This is a genomic window from Phocaeicola sp. (assembly GCF_057861905.1).
Genome location: NZ_DBMACV010000035.1, coordinates 16,703 through 33,533 on the forward strand (window position 1 = coordinate 16,703; position 16,831 = coordinate 33,533).

Consider the following 16,831-nt stretch of genomic DNA (forward strand, 5'->3'; position numbering starts at 1 on the left):
CAAACAACACATGGCTGAAGCAAGAATTGACAAATGGATGTGGGCTGCCCGCATATTCAAGACTCGCACCATTGCTGCCGAGGCTTGCAAGAAAGGCAGAATATGCATCAACGGCGCACAAGCCAAGCCGGCACGCATGATAAAGCCGGGCGATGTAATTCAGGTGAAAAAACCGCCTATTACATACTCGTTTAAAGTGTTGCAGGCTATCGAAAAGCGTGTAGGAGCCAAACTGGTTCCCGAAATAATGGAGAACGTCACGACTCCCGACCAGTATGAATTGCTGGAAATGAGTAAAATCAGCGGTTTCGTAAACCGTGCTAAAGGAACGGGACGTCCGACAAAGAAAGACCGGCGAGATCTGGATGAGTTCTTTACTCCGGAATATCTCGACGATTTTGACTTCGATTTCGACGACAATGACGAAGAAGAAGAATAAAAAACCGGGTATGAATTGCAGGAAACATTCCACAATCCATACCCGGTTCTTGTTTATGGCAGCTATTATAAGTTTGCCTTGATGGCATCAATCAGTTCCTGATATTCTGCATCACTCAGATATACCTTACCCGGATTCATCTGAAAAGTACCTCCATAATCGGGACCGTCTACATACTTCGGCGCCAGATGAAAATGTAAATGAGAAAGTTTGTCACTATATGCCCCATAATTGATTTTCTCCGGATGAAAAGCCTTGTCCATAGCACGGGTAACACGCACTACATCGGCCATAAAAGCATTACGGTCTTCATCACTTAATTCATTCAAGTCGTTTACATGGTCTTTGTAAGCTACGAGGCAACGTCCCCGGTAAGTCTGTTCCTTAAACAGAAAGACACGTGAAACGCTCAACGGAGCTATTTCAATCATCAGATTATGCAATGTTTCATTGTTCTGGCAATACAGACACTCTTTCGGATCACTTTTCATAATTGTGTTTCATTTAAATAATTAATATTAGTTTTGTCTAATAACTGTATGTAAACAGTTTGTTCAAGTCATTTTCTTCACCTACTACCCATACCACATCGTTTTCTTTAAACGGTGCATGTACCTGAGGGGTACGCAAGGCATCCTCACCTGCCGATTCTACGCCGACTACCAGACAATGATACTTATCGCGTATGCCACATTCAGCAATGCTATAACCAATGAACGGTGAGTCTTTGCCAACGACAAATTGTTTCAGTTTCATTTCGTGCTTTTCAAAATCTTCATCATCATAAGTATGTGTGGCAGCTTCCGCAATCGCTGCAAATGCGGACAACTGTTCATCGGTACCAATCACCTGAATAGTATCGTTCGGGAAAATACATGTGTCACCATTCGGTATGTTCAACCGATGCTTTCCTCTGATAATAGAGGCTACATGTACATCGTATTTCCTGCCAAGATCAAGTTCTTTCAGACTCTTTCCCGCCCACGACGATTCTTCCGGTATCAGAAAATCACTCAAGTGAAGGTCACGGTCGAGCAGACGTCCGGCATATTCCGGCTGCTTTTCACCCAGATATTCCTGCTGCATGTCTTTCGAATGCAGATTACGCACAAAGGTACGTTCCAGCACGATAGACTGTTTCTTGAGAAAACGTGAAAAAATCATGCCGCACACAAGGATAATGGCAATACCTACCATCAGTGCAGCCGAAGCACGGAACAGGTTTTCGATGATGAAAACTACAAAACCGATTGCAATAACGATACGCAAAAGAATAAGCGAAATAAGCGGAGCATGATTGAAACGGCTGTCCGACCACAGCGACTTAAACTCAACCGAACGATTTTTCTTCATAATCAATGCCCGCAAGAAAGGAGCAATTGCCCCAATGGTAAGAATACTACCCAATATCCGTCCCCACAAATCTCCCAGCATATCTACAGCCAGAGGCACAATGAAATGCAGGAACAAAGCAGTCACTGCTACCGAAAGTACAGAGTAAATCAATACGATACGGATAATGGCCGTAACCAGTTTCTTCCAGTTATTACCATGGTTTGCAACCGATGCACCCGAAGAATAACGATCCAGCAAGCGACGCCAGCGAACCGGTATATACTTATCTATTACCTGATAGGCAGGTACGGCAAGACGAATCATATAAGGAGTCAGGAAAGTGGTGATAACCGAAACAGCTACTACGATGGGATACAGGAAATGGCTGGTCACCTTCAGGCTGACACCCAGTGAAGCAATGATGAAGGCAAACTCACCTATCTGCGTCAAGCTGAAACCACACTGCATGGCTGTCTTCAACGGCTGACCGGAAAGCAGTACGCCGGCAGTACCGAAAATGGTCTGTCCTAAAATTACGGCTACCACAATAACCAGAATCTGCACCTTGTATTCTACAATCATCGAAGGATCTACCATCATACCTACTGAAACGAAGAAGATAGCTCCAAACAAATCTTTTACGGGCGACACCAGCTTTTCGATGTGTTCCGACTCGATGGTTTCCGACAAAATAGAACCCATGATAAACGCTCCGAAAGCCGGAGAAAATCCTACCAGCGATGCGATATATACCATTCCGAAGCACAATGCCAGAGAAACAATGAGCAGCGTTTCATCACTCATCAGCTTACGTACCCGCTTCAACAGAAGAGGAATACCATAAATACCGACAACAAACCAAAGTATCAGGAAGAATACCAGCTTCAGAATGCTGTATACCATTTCGCCTCCCTCGAAATTCTTGCTTACTGCCATGGTAGAAAGCATGACCATCAGCACAATAGCCAGAATGTCTTCCAGAATCAGGATACTCAGCACCAGTCCGGCAAAACGTTGCTGGCAGAGTCCCATATCATCGAAAGCCTTATAGATAATGGTCGTAGACGACATGGCAAGCATACCACCCAGATAAATGCAGTCCATCTGCCCCCAGCCGAACGTCCATCCTACGAAAACTCCCACCAGTATCATACAGAAAATAATGGTACATGCCGAAATAATGGCAGGACCACCTATCTTCATCAGTTTCTTCAGGCTGAACTCCAGTCCAAGAGCAAACAACAAGAAAATCACACCTATTTCCGACCAGATATGAATACTGGCAGAATCGACTACGGAAGGAGTAAACTTAAAATGAGGGGTACAAATAAAGCCGGCAACAATATACCCCAGTACCAAGGGTTGCTTCAGCTTCTTAAAGATAAGTGTCATGATACCGGCACATATCAGAATCAGTGCCAGATCACTTATTAATGGAGTTAATTGGGACATTTGTAATTACATATTATAATTGTTGCCGCAAAAATAAGTAATAATTTTAAAGTTGCGTCGCCGAAAGACAAGTTATTTCCTTTCGGACAACAAAACCTGCCAAAAAGATTTTTTCAAGAATGTGAAGGGCGTGAAGGGCATAAATAGCGAATTGAGTCAACAGACAACTGCTATATGAGTATTTTTGACTAACTTTGCCCGACAATAACCATAAAATTATCAGGAAACAAACATGATAGTCTGCATAGCCGAAAAGCCCAGTGTGGCACGCGACATAGCCGAAGTATTAGGCGCACGAAACCGGAAAGAAGGATATATCGAAGGAAACGGATACCAAGTTACCTGGACCTTCGGACATCTTTGTACCTTGAAGGAGCCGCATGAATATACTCCGACATGGAAATCGTGGAGCCTGAGCAGCTTGCCGATGATTCCTCCCCGCTTTGGCATCAAGCTGATAAACGATCCGGGGATTGAAAAGCAGTTTCATATCATAGAGGGACTGATGCAGCAGGCCGATGAAATCATCAACTGCGGTGATGCGGGCCAGGAAGGAGAGCTGATTCAGCGGTGGGTAATGCAGAAAGCAGGAGCACGCTGTCCGGTCAAACGCCTGTGGATTTCATCGCTTACCGAAGAGGCTATTCGCGAAGGTTTCGCCAACCTGAAAGAACAATCCGAGTTTCAGCCGCTGTACGAGGCGGGACTGAGCCGCGCCATAGGCGACTGGGTATTGGGAATGAACGCTACCCGTCTGTACACGTTGAAGTACGGACAGAACCGTCAGGTGCTTTCTATCGGAAGAGTGCAGACTCCTACGCTTGCCCTGATCGTAAAGCGCCAGCAGGAAATAGAGAACTTCAAACCCGAACCTTACTGGGAACTGAAAACGGTATATCGGGAAACGACCTTCAACTCGACCAAGGGTAAATTCTCGTCGAAGGAAGAAGGTGAGAAGTTTTTGGAAACCGTCCGGAACTCCGACTTTACCGTTACCGATGTTTCGGCTAAAAAAGGGACGGAAGCGCCTCCCCGACTGTTCGACCTGACTTCGCTGCAGGTGGAATGCAACAAGAAGTTCAGCTACTCGGCCGACATGACCTTGCAGCTTATCCAGTCACTCTACGAAAAGAAAGTGGCTACCTATCCGCGTGTAGATACGACTTTCCTGAGTGATGACATCTATCCCAAATGCCCGAACATCCTTGCCGGACTGAAAGACTATGCGGGTTTCACAGCTCCGCTGGCCGGAAAGAAGTTGCTGAAATCGAAAAAGGTGTTCGACAATTCGAAGGTAACCGACCACCATGCCATTATCCCTACCGGTGTGCAGCCTCAAGGACTGACTGATATGGAGAAACGGGTATTCGATTTGATAGCACGCCGTTTCATCGCAGTCTTCTATCCGGACTGTAAATTCTCCACAACTACAGTATTGGGAGAAGTCGACAAAGTGGAATTCAAGGCAACCGGTAAGCAGATTCTGGAGCCGGGATGGAGAGTAATCTTTGCCAAAGAACAGCAGGAAGAACCCAAGGAAGGCGAAGAAGAACGCGTTCTGCCGCTCTTTACCGTAGGCGAAAGCGGACCGCACACACCCGATCTGACCGAAAAGTGGACACAGCCTCCCAAGCCTTATACGGAAGCTACTTTGCTTCGTGCCATGGAAACTGCCGGTAAACTGGTAGACAACGATGAACTGCGCGACGCCTTAAAGGAAAATGGCATCGGCCGTCCGTCTACCCGTGCAGCCATTATCGAAACACTCTTCAAGCGTCATTATATCCGCAAGGAAAGAAAGAACCTGATTGCTACCCCAACAGGAGTGGAACTGATACAACTCATCCACGAAGAGTTGCTGAAATCGGCAGAACTCACCGGTATCTGGGAAAAGAAACTGCGTGAAATAGAACGCCGCAGCTACGATGCCGCTACGTTCCTTGCCGAACTGAAACAGATGGTAACCGAAATTGTATACAGTGTACTCCGCGACAATACGAACCGAAGGGTAACCATCATGCCCGATGAATCATCGGACAAAGGTACAGCAAAAGCAAAGGCTAAAAAGGGAAGCACCTCAAGGGTAAAGGCTTCGGACGCCGAGAATGATACAGCCTCAGCCAAGCCCAAGCGTACCCGGAAAGCAAGCACCACAACCAAAGAGCAAACAACTGCTGCCCAAACGCAGCCGGTACCGACAACCACGCAGGCGGCAACAGGAGATGAACTGATTGGTACCCCTTGCCCGCTCTGTGGCAAAGGGCATATTATTAAAGGAAAGACTTCTTACGGGTGCTCGGAATGGAAAAACGGTTGCACGTTCAGAAAACCATTTTAAGGTTTTCGGGCAGGTAACCGCTGCGTATGCGCCACTCCTGTGGATAAAGGTTATTGGCACGGTTGCCGATGTTCTTTACAAAACCTAACGGAACATCGTGATAAGCCACCAGCACATATCCACGGGGGACGTCGGCATCCAGCACAACGACTTCCTTTCTTAAATAAGCAATGGCTTGCTCGTACGTCAGGTTGGCTACTGGAAAACAGTCTGCACAGCGTTTTACAGACATGGCCAGAGCGTGGTCGGGAATACAATCCTTACCTTTTAGTCCGGCTACCGTAATACCGGCATGAAGCACTTTTAAAGTCGACTTTATCACTTCATATAAATCCTGATATGCCACAGGGAAAGCTGTTATCTCATTATTCTCTACTGTCCATACATACTGCTCCGGACTGTCTACCCATGTCTTGACCTCTTTCGGACATACAACCGGCTGTCCTCCGGCTTTCTGACTTTTTTTCTTCTTATCCTTTTTCGGACGCTTACCCGTACAGTCTGCGGAAGCTTCCATTGTATCATCCTCATACTTACGAAGTACAGCCAGAAACAAGCCCTCTCCTACTGTACGATGTGGTAAAAAACGGTATACAGGGAAATCACTGCCGGTCAGATTGCCCGTAATGTTCCATTCTTCCTGTACAGCTACCGGAAGCACCTCAGCCCCCAGTTCGCGGGAAATCCATGCTACATTATCCTCGTTTTCCTCCCGATTATACGTACAGGTACTATAAATCAAAAGCCCTCCCGGTTTCAGGCAAGACCAGATATCCTTTAGAATCCGGCGCTGACGTTGCCAGCAGACTGTTACATTGTCTATACTCCACTCGTCTACAGCTACCGGATCCTTGCGGAACATTCCTTCTCCAGAGCAAGGAACATCTGTCAGAATCACATCGAACACGGCTTCCAGCGGAGTAAAATCGGCAGGATCGTTATTCGTGACGATCACTCCTTCATCTCCCCATTTGATCAGGTTCTCCGCCAGTACCTGCGAACGATTTCTCATCACTTCGTTTGCAACAAGCATACTGCCTTCGGGCAACACCGAACGAGCCAGCGTAGACTTTCCCCCGGGAGCCGCACAAAGGTCGAGCATCACCACAGGCGTATGTACATACTGACGTAATGCCTGCTCCACAAACATGGAAGATGCTTCCTGTACATAGTAACTTCCGGCATGAAACAAGGGATCGAAAGTAAAAGTAGGACGCGTATTCAGATAATACCCCGTTTCGCACCAGGGGATAGAAGTACTTTCGGCAGGAACAGACTTACATTTATTCCGGTTCAGACGGATACTTACGGGAGTATCGTGCTGCAAGGCTTCGTATAATTTTTCAAATTGCTCTTCGCCCAGCAAACTGCGGGTGCGTGTAACAAAGTCGGAAGGAAGGTTCATATAAAATGTTCGATATGGTTTTCGGAGTACAAAAATAGTACAAATAGCATTTTCCCCCAAGATATTTTCTATACCTTTGCAAACAAAATAAAAGAGATTCATCCGCATGAAACAATATTTGGACTTATTACAACGCATCCGCACAGAGGGTGTCAGAAAAGACGACCGCACCGGAACCGGTACGATCAGCGTATTCGGGCATCAGATGCGCTTTAATCTGGAAGAAGGATTTCCGCTGGTCACGACCAAGAAACTTCATCTGAAATCAATCATTTACGAACTGCTCTGGTTCCTGAAAGGCGATACCAATGTCAAGTATTTGCAAGAAAACGGAGTACGTATCTGGAATGAATGGGCCGACGAGAATGGTGACTTAGGACATATATACGGCTACCAGTGGCGTTCATGGCCTGATTATGAAGGAGGTTTCATCGACCAGATTTCGGAAGCAGTGGAAACTATCAAGCATAATCCTGACTCACGCAGAATCATCGTCAATGCATGGAATGTAGCCGACCTGAAAAACATGAATCTGCCTCCTTGTCACATGTTCTTCCAGTTCTACGTAGCCAACGGACGTCTGAGCCTTCAGATGTACCAGCGTAGTGCCGATACCTTCCTCGGAGTGCCGTTCAATATCGCCTCGTATGCATTGCTGTTGCAGATGATGGCACAGGTTACGGGACTGAAAGCTGGAGATTTTGTCCACACCATAGGCGACGCGCACATCTATCTGAACCACTTGGAACAGGTGGACTTGCAGCTTACCCGTACTCCCCGCCCGCTTCCGCAAATGAAGCTGAACCCGGATGTAAAAAACATCTTCGACTTCAAATACGAAGATTTCGAACTGGAAAATTATGATCCGTGGCCTCACATTGCAGGAAAAGTATCTGTCTAACCCCTATAACCCAACATAAAAATATGCTGTCGATTATCGTCGCTATCAACAAAAACAGAGGAATCGGATTCGAAAACAAGCTGTTATACTGGCTGCCGAACGACCTGAAACGTTTTAAGGCACTTACTACAGGACATACCATCATCATGGGAAGAAAAACCTTCGAATCGCTTCCCAAAGGTGCCTTGCCCAACCGCCGCAACATCGTGTTGAGCCGTAGTTGCCACGAATTTCCCGGAGCAGAATGTTTTCATTCGCTGCAAGATGCCCTGCAACAATGTAAGGAGGAAGAAGAAGTTTATATTATAGGAGGAGCAAGTCTTTATGCTGAAGCATTGCCTCTTGCCGACAGGCTTAATATCACCGAAATAGAGGATGCGGATAAAGAAGCCGATGTTTTCTTTCCGCCCATCAACCTCAACGAATGGAAGGAAGTACAGCGCGAAAGCCATTCCACCGACGAAAAGCACCAATATGCTTATCATTTTGTAGACTACGAACGTATCTAAAACAATAAATCCCCGCTTCCAGCGGGGATTATCATTTTTATCTTTTCTTCTTGAAAAATTCTTTCATCAACTTTGCACAGTCCTCGGCAAGTACACCTTTTACTACAACTGTCTTGGGGTGCAAGGCGTCGGGCGCATACCGCTGATAGCCTCTTTTCTCGTCTTCAGCGCCAAACACCAGTTTTCCCGTCTGTGCCCAGGCTATTGCTCCAGCACACATCACGCAAGGCTCTACCGTAACATAAAGCGTACATTCATTCAGGTACTTGGCCCCCAGTGCATTAGCAGCAGCCGTTATGGCCTGCATTTCAGCATGAGCCGTCACATCGTTCAGGGTTTCGGTCAGGTTATGCGAACGGGCAATGATACGGTCGCGACAAACAACAACAGCCCCAATAGGAACTTCTCCCCTGCCGGCAGCTTTCTGCGCCTCCATTAAGGCCTGCTTCATATAAAAAACATCATCAACCATAACTTATCTGCGCATATCGTGCTCCTTAAACAAAGTAGGATAATCGTCCTCCATATTCTGATGAATAAAAGCCAATATGGTTTCACGAAGCCAGCGCGCCTTGTTCTTTATCTGGTAAGTTTCCAGATACCGATCCACAATCTGCACTTCTTCTTCACTCATCAGGCATACCATCCGCTGCTTACGTGGCGGAACCGATGGTGGTACTTTTTTTCGTTTTTTTCCGTTATTCATCATTGCAGGTACAAAATTAGTACACTTCAACTAAATACAAAACAGAAAATACGTATTTTTGCAAAAAACAAAATGGCTAAGCACAACGAACTGGGAAAAGAAGGGGAAACAGAAGCTGCTGAATTCCTGATAAGCAAAGGCTACACAATTCGTCACCGCAACTGGCGTTCAGGAAAACGGGAACTGGATATCGTTGCACAGAAAGACGGTGAACTGGTAGTGGTAGAAGTAAAGACTCGCCGGAACGATGAGTTCGGCCGGCCGGAAGAGGCTATCACCGACCGGAAAATCAGAAACATCATCATCTCGACTGATGCATATATCAAGAAGTTCGAAATAGACCTGCCGGTTCGCTTCGATATTATTACAATAACAGGTACAGAGCCTCCCTTTCACATTGAACATATCGAAGAAGCTTTTTTACCGCCAATTTGGTAAGACATACATATAATATAACGTCAAGTCAGAAAAAATTATGGATATAGAAACCCTCCGTCAATATTGTCTAAGCAAGCCCGCCGTAACCGAATGTTTTCCTTTCGACGAAACAAGCCTTGTCTTTAAAGTTGTAGACCGTATGTTCCTACTGGTCGATCTGGAACATCCCGACCATGCCAGCATGAAATGTAATCCGGATTATGCCATAGAACTTCGTGACCATTACAACGGTATTGAAGGAGCTTACCATTTCAATAAGAAATACTGGAATCAGGTAGCACTGGAAAGTGATGTACCCGACCAGCTTATCCGTCAACTGATAGACCACTCGTATGAAGAAGTCGTCAGGAAGTTTACTAAAAAACAACGGGACGTTTTAGAGAAAACATCACCACGTTTTACTGAAAACGTGGGCACGTTTTCTACCGATTATCCGGAACCGATATTTCTAAGCGAAACAAACTCGACCAACAGCTACCTGGACGAATTGTGTAATACAACTTCGGTGGCAGAATTAACCAGCGTATATACCGACTTCCAGACTGCGGGACGCGGACAGAGAGGTAACAGCTGGGAGTCGGAAGCCGGAGCAAACTTACTTTTCAGCTTTGTAGTTTATCCTGACTTTCTGGAGGCTCGGAAACAATTCCTGCTTTCTCAGATCACAGCTCTTGCCTTACAGGAAGTCTTGTCGCAATATACCGACGAAATCCGTATCAAATGGCCCAACGATATTTATTGGAAAGACAAGAAAATCTGCGGAACCTTGATAGAAAATGATCTGACGGGCATACACATCAGCCGTTCCATTTCGGGCACAGGCGTGAATCTGAATCAGGAAAGCTTTCTGAGTGATGCCCCCAATCCAGTATCACTTTTTCAGATAACCGGACGGCGTTACGACCGCAAAGAAATTCTGGATGAATTCATGGAACGTGCCGCCTACTACTATTCACTCCTGAAAAATGGAAATGCAGAACTGATTTCTTCACGCTATCAGGCTGTACTCTATCGCAAGGAAGGCTTTTATGCCTATAAAGATAAAGACGGAAGTTTCCGTGCACGCATCTGTGGAATAGAACCATCGGGAGCTTTAATCCTGGAAGATGAGAGCGGAAAGAGAAGAGAATATATGTTTAAAGAAGTGTCTTTCGAATTATAATCCTAAGCATGTCACCTACCAGCCAACGAATATTACACATAGCTATACCTTCTATCATTTCGAATATTACAGTTCCCTTGCTGGGACTGGTAGATGTTACTATCGTAGGTCACCTCGGTTCGGCTTCATACATCGGAGCCATCGCTGTAGGAGGAATGCTTTTCAATATGATCTACTGGATATTCGGCTTCTTACGTATGGGAACAAGCGGACTGACGGCGCAAGCCTATGGCGGTCACGACCTAAAGGAAGTCACCCGCATCTTACTGAGTTCGGTCGGTATCAGCCTGATGCTGGCGCTGGCTCTACTTGTATTACAATATCCCATACGGATAATTGCCTTCGAACTGATAGATACCAGTGCCGAGGTACAGAAGCTTGCCACATTATATTTTCACATTTGCATCTGGGGAGCTCCGGCAACTCTTGGTTTATATAGTTTTTCGGGATGGTTCATCGGCATGCAGAACTCACGTTTTCCGATGTTCATAGCCATTACACAAAACATTGTAAACATAGCAGCCAGTGTACTTTTTGTTTTTGTTCTTGGTATGAAAGTAGAGGGAGTTGCCTTGGGAACGCTTATAGCCCAGTATGCCGGACTCTTCATGGCGTACTTGCTCTGGCTGCGTTACTATCGTCCTTTACGAAAATATATCGGCCGGAAAAATCTCTTTACCCATGACGCCATGAAACGCTTGTTTCAGGTTAACCGGGATATTTTTCTCCGCACCTTGTGCCTGGTTGCCGTTACGGTGTTCTTTACTTCTACCGGAGCTGCCTATGGAGATGTAGTCCTGGCTGTCAACACCCTGCTCATGCAATTGTTTACACTCTTCTCTTATATCATGGATGGATTTGCCTATGCAGGAGAAGCACTGACCGGCAAATACATCGGAGCGGGAAACAAACAGGAACTCCACCGTACCATCCGGCATTTGTTCGGTTGGGGAATCGCCTTGTCGATTGCTTTTACTCTATTGTATGGAATAGGAGGACAAGGATTTTTGGGATTATTGACGAACGACCAATCTGTGATAGCAGCATCGGGTGATTACTTTTACTGGGTACTTGCCATCCCGCTTGCCGGATTTTCGGCCTTTCTGCTGGATGGTATCTGCATTGGAACCACTTCCACCAACATCATGCTGAAAGCAATGGTGGTAGCTGCCGGAAGTTTCTTCCTGATTTATTATGGACTACACCATACACTTCACAACCATGCACTGTGGTTAGGCTTTATCGTTTATCTGGCATTACGAGGTATCGTTCAGGCCTGGTTGCTCAACTCTTCGAGCCTACGAACTGCCAAGTGATGTTTCTTCTCGGCAGCTTTCCGATGCCAGTATAACGCCTTCTCCCTGTCCGGTGCACCGGTCCATCCTTCCTCATAAGCTTGTCCGATGCGATAAAGAGCATAGATATCTTCCGACTTTTTATATGCTTCGAAAGCCAAAGGAAGGGATATGGGTAAGGCTCCGCAACCCTTTCGGTATAAATCTCCCAAATTTGTAGGGGCATATAAATGATCTCCCTGAAGATAAGCCTGCTTGAACCAGTACTCGGCTTTCAGTCCGTCACGTTCTACGCCGATACCTTCCTGATAGATAGTTCCTAAATCGTTCAGCACGACTCCCGCTACATCCGCTCCAGCCTGATAATTTTCACCGAGAGCCACCAGCATTTCTGTATCTTCACGCGAATAGCTTTCCCAGGTTTCGGCCCCGTCTATCTGCCAGGACTTAACTCGTCCAATGGAAACATGCTGAGGAACATCGACTTCGGTTTCCAGCTCTTCCCGTCGATGGTCTTCTTCCAGTTCCGCTTCAGTTGCTTGTGGAAGTAGCCCTTTCCGCATGATATACTGTACATAGCCGTAAATGCGCGGAGTGGAAGAATGAAGATTCACTCCATATTGAGCCAATAAATCCAATGACAAATAAGGAGTTCCTTCCAATGGAAGGCCTACATAATAACGTGGAAACACAGACAATGCCGATTTCAGCATTGCTATTTCTTCTCCAATGGCATCCTCAATCCATGCTTCATCGTATACACGATATACTGTTTGGTCCGCAGCATCGGGAAATGTCAAGTTCTTATGGTTAAGATGCTGACTCAAACAGTCTATCAGGTATGGAAAGAACTTATAATCGTTATAGGAAGCCAGTCCGTCTATCATGACTTCATATTCATCCAGTCCCTCTGCTATGACAAACATAGTTGTTGAGATTTCCGGACGAGTGAAATAATAATAGCTGCGTTCTCCGTCGTAACCTTCGAACTCAAATTGAAAAGGAACATCCAGTTCACGCAAAAAGACATCCAAATTTAGCCTGGCCGATGAATGTATATATACTGATTTCATGCCTTCTCTCCCTCTTCTGTACCATCCAACAGATATTCCTTTCTAAACATGTCAAGAAACAACAGGAACAATGACACCAGCAAAGGTCCAAAAATGATTCCCATGAATCCAAAAATCGGCAGTCCGGCCACAACACCGAATATCGTAATCAATGGATGAATGTTAGCCATTTTCTTCTGAAGAATAAAGCGAATCAAGTTATCACACTGAGAAATAATAATACCTCCATATCCCAACAGGATAAGCGCATTCACCCATTCACCCATTATCAGGAAGTAAACAGATACCGGAACCCAAATCAATGCAGTACCCACCAATGGTATAATCGAAGCAAATGCTGTAAGCAATGCAGTCAGATACGGATTGGGAGCATCACACAGCCAATATCCTCCTAAAGAAATAATACCCTGTATAACAGCCAGCAACGGAATACCTATAGCATTCGACCGTACCATCAACTGGATTTTATTAAGTACTTCACGCTTATTTGTTTCAGTAAAAGGCATAATGGTCGATACATAATGCTCCATTTTCTTGCCTTCCCACAACATAAAAAACAAAAGCATAATGGCAACCGCGAGATTGACAACCAAATCGCTTACGCCAGTCATTATCTTTTGTCCGATAGAAGATGCCTGCGCTACCATAAACGACAAGCTTTGCTCTGACAGCAAATCGAATCCGGTGCGTTCCTCTATCACATCAATAACCTGGCGTGCAGGTTGAATGATCGACTGAGTATCAAAATGCATTCCCGAAATTTGGCTCACAATTGCCCAACTGAACAGCGACAACGGAATCAGGATAAAGAGAGTAACTCCAATTGTGATAATCCAGACTGCCAGAAGTGGCTTTATCTTGCTCTGAAGCCAATTCGAAAAATTACGCAATAACAGATATAAAGTGAATCCTCCTAATATACCATTCATAAATGGCTGTGCCTGACGAAACAACAAAATTCCTAATCCGATGATTAAAATAACTAAGGAATATTTCCAATATTGCTCTTTCATACTACAAATTTTCTTTTTAAAATTATGACAAACAGACTGTCCGATCGGGAGCAAAGTTACGGAATTATACTTATCGGCAAGCTTTTTAATGTCTTATTTTCCACGGAAAGTACATAAGAACATACGATAAAAGTACATACGCCCTGTCTTTTAAAAAGATATGATAATAAAAAAGGTCGTTTACGAACGTTACTTCATGCTTTCAGCACAAAATGAACGTTTCATAAACGACCCGGCATTTTTCAAATTCCACATTCAATAAAATGCCTTACTTTACCTAAAAAATTCCCAATACCTACGTATGCTTTGCCGGTTTACTCGATACCTATTTCATCAACAAAAATGAATGCAGGTCGTCCGTTACCCCAATGCCATGCAGGGATTTTATATTCCGGTTTAGCAATAATCTTAACATAACGAGTATTTACAGAGTTAAACTCCAATTCATGGGTATAAATACCATTCTTATCTTTAGAAGTAACAGGAGGAAAATCTTCCGTTTTCAATTCCTTAAAAGTTTTACCATCGTCGGATGCCAATACAGAAATGCTTCTTACATCCAAAATTTCTTCTCCTATCTCAACATAAGTCCGTACCCATGCTTTATGAATGGAAGTTTCCTGCTTTAGGTCAACGACCGCTTCCATATCATTTTTATAAAATGCAATCCACCGTCCTGTTCTGTAGTTGGGTGTTCCACTCAGTCCATCTATTAATGTATATTCGCCATTGAATTTATATTTTTCATTGATTGGTTGCAACAAAGTCAAAGGTTTGGCAGTAGCTTTATTGAAATCGATTTTTTCGGTAAGAACATCACTCTTTTTATTATTGCGGATAGTGATAGCTTTCAAGATACAACTTTCTTTTAACGAAAGTGTATCACTATATTGTTGCGATTTCGCTGTAGGTTCACTACCATCGAGTGTATAATAAATCGGTGAATTGCCAATTGCAGACAATACAACCTTTATTGAATTGTCTACGTAATCGGTAATATATTCTGCCTTGACGTTAAAAACATGCTTTGCATAATTATATCCCTTCAGGTCATAAATTGATATTAACTGAGGCAAACGCTGCAAGAAGTTATCATAATTCTTTTTCGCCGGCAAAGTCCACTGAACTTCAGACAATGCAGCCAAACGAGGCAGTTCCATATACTCCAACTGGCTATAGGTAGGAATATATTCCGTCCACAAATTAGCCTGAACACCAATAATATGCTTAGCTTCGTCTGCTGTCAGACTTTGATCGACCGGTTCATAGCTATAAACTCTTTCTACAGATACATAACCACCGATAGCTAAAGGCTCATTTTCTGTATCTATTGTCTGATAATAATCGAAATACAAATGAGAAGCAGGAGTCATAATGGCATCATTACCCAGCTTGGCAGCTTCAATACCTCCTTCACTCCCTCTCCACGACATAACTGTTGCGGTAGGACTTAGTTCTCCTTCCAAAATTTCGTCCCAACCTATTATTTTCCGTCCTTTACTGTTCAAGAATTTCTCCGCATATCCAATAATGTAGGACTGCAATTTCTGCTCGGCTGTATGCTTGTCATCTGCTTTAATTCCCAAAGCCTTAATACGAGCCTGACATTTCGGACATTTCTGCCAACGTACTTTAGGACATTCATCCCCACCTACATGTATATACTCAGAAGGGAAAATATCTACTATTTCTCCTAAAACATCTTCGATGAATTTAAGAGTTTCATCGTTTCCGGCACACAATACATCGTCGGAAATTCCCCACTGCTTCCAGACTTCATATGGTCCGCCCGTACATCCCAGATAAGGATAGGCTGCCAATGCTGCCTGCATATGTCCGGGCAAATCAATTTCAGGCACAACTGTAATAAACCGTTCTTGGGCATATTTTACAATGTCACGTGCCTCCTCCTGAGTATAGAAACCTCCATATTCTACATTATCATATTCTCCTGAATTACGAGCGATAACCGTTCCTGCACGTTTGGAGCCAATGGTCGTAAGTTCCGGACGTTTCTTTATTTCAATTCTCCAACCCTGATCATCCGTAAGATGCCAATGGAACCGATTGATATTATGTAAGGCAAGCATATCTATAAAACGTTTGATAGAATCTGCCGGAAAGAAATGACGAGAAACATCCAGATGCACTCCACGATAAGAAAAACGAGGATAATCGTTTACGACAGCAGAAGGAAAAAGTACATCACCCTCTGCAACAGGCATAGTCTTACGCAATGTCTGAATACCATAAAAGACTCCAGCTTCCGTTGCCCCTGTAATGGTAATCTGCTGTTTAGTAACCTCCAGATGATATGCTTCCTTATTAGCATTGTCCAACCCAAGTGATAAAACAATCGCACCCGATGAAGGAATTTCGTCTGTAAGCTGAACATTTTTACCCGTTTGTTCTTTGATATATTCAGCCAAAAATTCAGCATTACGCTTCATTGCATCATTACCTTTCGGATAAGCAATAACCGTATTATTACTCAAGACAAAGTCACCAGCAGAAGCTGTCTGTACTTCTTGTGGTAACGGAATAACGTCAAAATCAGCCTGATTTTTTACTCCTGACGAACAGGAAAAGAGTCCTCCACACAGAAGGATCAGTCCTAAAATGTATTGCTTTTTCATTTAAAATGATTGATTAGTTAACAACTAAATTAACGTGAATTCGACGAATTCAAAACAAAGCAAGCTGTGTGTCAAATGTACGTTGTACATTGATACACGGCTTTTTTGGAAACATGCAGTACGCCGCAA

At 44.4% G+C, this 16,831-nt stretch carries 15 protein-coding genes and 1 pseudogene; 8 read left to right on the top strand and 8 right to left on the bottom strand.

Annotation, left to right across the window (positions count from 1 at the left end; translation table 11 throughout):
* The first annotated feature begins 10 nt into the window (after positions 1 to 10).
* Complete coding sequence (locus ACZM60_RS08325; RefSeq protein WP_021971375.1) at positions 11 to 439, top strand: RNA-binding S4 domain-containing protein; 429 nt, start codon at positions 11 to 13, stop codon at positions 437 to 439.
* Positions 440 to 504: 65 nt separating this feature from the next.
* Here the strand turns inward: ACZM60_RS08325 and ACZM60_RS08330 are convergent, their stop codons facing one another.
* On the bottom strand, positions 505 to 930 hold the full coding sequence (locus ACZM60_RS08330) for an HIT family protein (RefSeq protein ID WP_021971374.1): 426 nt from the start codon (positions 928 to 930) through the stop codon (positions 505 to 507).
* Positions 931 to 967: 37 nt separating this feature from the next.
* Positions 968 to 3,226, bottom strand: a complete 2,259-nt coding sequence (locus ACZM60_RS08335; protein WP_489521263.1) for a cation:proton antiporter domain-containing protein — start codon at positions 3,224 to 3,226, stop codon at positions 968 to 970.
* A 232-nt stretch (positions 3,227 to 3,458) separates the two neighbouring features.
* Between ACZM60_RS08335 and ACZM60_RS08340 the strand changes: the two genes are divergently transcribed.
* Positions 3,459 to 5,564, top strand: coding sequence for a DNA topoisomerase 3 (locus ACZM60_RS08340; RefSeq protein WP_489521264.1), 2,106 nt, complete (start codon positions 3,459 to 3,461; stop codon positions 5,562 to 5,564).
* On the opposite strand, the gene ACZM60_RS08345 is transcribed toward ACZM60_RS08340, so the two are convergent.
* Positions 5,548 to 6,969 carry a methyltransferase RsmF C-terminal domain-like protein gene (locus tag ACZM60_RS08345; RefSeq protein WP_489521265.1) on the bottom strand — a complete coding sequence of 474 codons (1,422 nt, stop codon included), beginning with the start codon at positions 6,967 to 6,969 and terminating at the stop codon, positions 5,548 to 5,550. The two genes, ACZM60_RS08340 and ACZM60_RS08345, sit on opposite strands and share 17 nt — an antisense overlap.
* Positions 6,970 to 7,075: 106 nt before the next feature.
* Here ACZM60_RS08345 and ACZM60_RS08350 point away from each other — a divergent pair, with 106 nt between their 5' ends.
* Positions 7,076 to 7,870 carry a thymidylate synthase gene (locus ACZM60_RS08350; protein WP_021970825.1) on the top strand — a complete coding sequence of 265 codons (795 nt, stop codon included), beginning with the start codon at positions 7,076 to 7,078 and terminating at the stop codon, positions 7,868 to 7,870.
* A 23-nt stretch (positions 7,871 to 7,893) separates the two neighbouring features.
* Positions 7,894 to 8,379: a dihydrofolate reductase gene (locus ACZM60_RS08355; RefSeq protein WP_489521266.1), complete on the top strand. Its 486-nt coding sequence runs from the start codon at positions 7,894 to 7,896 to the stop codon at positions 8,377 to 8,379.
* A gap of 37 nt (positions 8,380 to 8,416) precedes the next feature.
* Here ACZM60_RS08355 and ACZM60_RS08360 read toward each other — a convergent pair whose 3' ends face one another.
* Together ACZM60_RS08360 and ACZM60_RS08365 are read right to left on the bottom strand one after the other, a co-directional pair.
* On the bottom strand, positions 8,417 to 8,851 hold the full coding sequence (locus ACZM60_RS08360) for a nucleoside deaminase (protein ID WP_489521267.1): 435 nt from the start codon (positions 8,849 to 8,851) through the stop codon (positions 8,417 to 8,419).
* A gap of 3 nt (positions 8,852 to 8,854) precedes the next feature.
* The gene (locus ACZM60_RS08365; protein WP_340319416.1) at positions 8,855 to 9,088 is read right to left on the bottom strand and encodes a hypothetical protein; all 234 of its coding nucleotides are present in this window, start codon (positions 9,086 to 9,088) and stop codon (positions 8,855 to 8,857) included.
* Between the two features lie 69 nt (positions 9,089 to 9,157).
* Between ACZM60_RS08365 and ACZM60_RS08370 the strand changes: the two genes are divergently transcribed.
* From ACZM60_RS08370 to ACZM60_RS08385, 4 genes and pseudogenes are all read left to right on the top strand, one after another.
* Positions 9,158 to 9,523 carry a YraN family protein gene (locus ACZM60_RS08370; RefSeq protein ID WP_021970822.1) on the top strand — a complete coding sequence of 122 codons (366 nt, stop codon included), beginning with the start codon at positions 9,158 to 9,160 and terminating at the stop codon, positions 9,521 to 9,523.
* 37 nt (positions 9,524 to 9,560) lie between these two features.
* Positions 9,561 to 9,848 (top strand): annotated as a pseudogene (locus ACZM60_RS08375) (MmcQ/YjbR family DNA-binding protein); the annotation flags it as partial.
* A gap of 84 nt (positions 9,849 to 9,932) precedes the next feature.
* Positions 9,933 to 10,685: a biotin--[acetyl-CoA-carboxylase] ligase gene (locus ACZM60_RS08380; RefSeq protein WP_340319462.1), complete on the top strand. Its 753-nt coding sequence runs from the start codon at positions 9,933 to 9,935 to the stop codon at positions 10,683 to 10,685.
* Between the two features lie 8 nt (positions 10,686 to 10,693).
* Positions 10,694 to 12,001: an MATE family efflux transporter gene (locus ACZM60_RS08385; protein WP_489521268.1), complete on the top strand. Its 1,308-nt coding sequence runs from the start codon at positions 10,694 to 10,696 to the stop codon at positions 11,999 to 12,001.
* Here ACZM60_RS08385 and ACZM60_RS08390 read toward each other — a convergent pair.
* From ACZM60_RS08390 to ACZM60_RS08400, 3 genes are all read right to left on the bottom strand, one after another.
* On the bottom strand, positions 11,956 to 13,053 hold the full coding sequence (locus tag ACZM60_RS08390) for a tetratricopeptide repeat protein (RefSeq protein ID WP_489521269.1): 1,098 nt from the start codon (positions 13,051 to 13,053) through the stop codon (positions 11,956 to 11,958). The two genes, ACZM60_RS08385 and ACZM60_RS08390, sit on opposite strands and share 46 nt — an antisense overlap.
* The gene (locus tag ACZM60_RS08395; RefSeq protein ID WP_021970818.1) at positions 13,050 to 14,066 is read right to left on the bottom strand and encodes an AI-2E family transporter; all 1,017 of its coding nucleotides are present in this window, start codon (positions 14,064 to 14,066) and stop codon (positions 13,050 to 13,052) included. Before ACZM60_RS08395 ends, ACZM60_RS08390 begins: the two co-directional genes overlap by 4 nt.
* 314 nt (positions 14,067 to 14,380) lie before the next feature.
* On the bottom strand, positions 14,381 to 16,702 hold the full coding sequence (locus ACZM60_RS08400; RefSeq protein ID WP_489521270.1) for a glycoside hydrolase family 20 protein: 2,322 nt from the start codon (positions 16,700 to 16,702) through the stop codon (positions 14,381 to 14,383).
* Between the last annotated feature and the right edge of the window lie 129 nt (positions 16,703 to 16,831).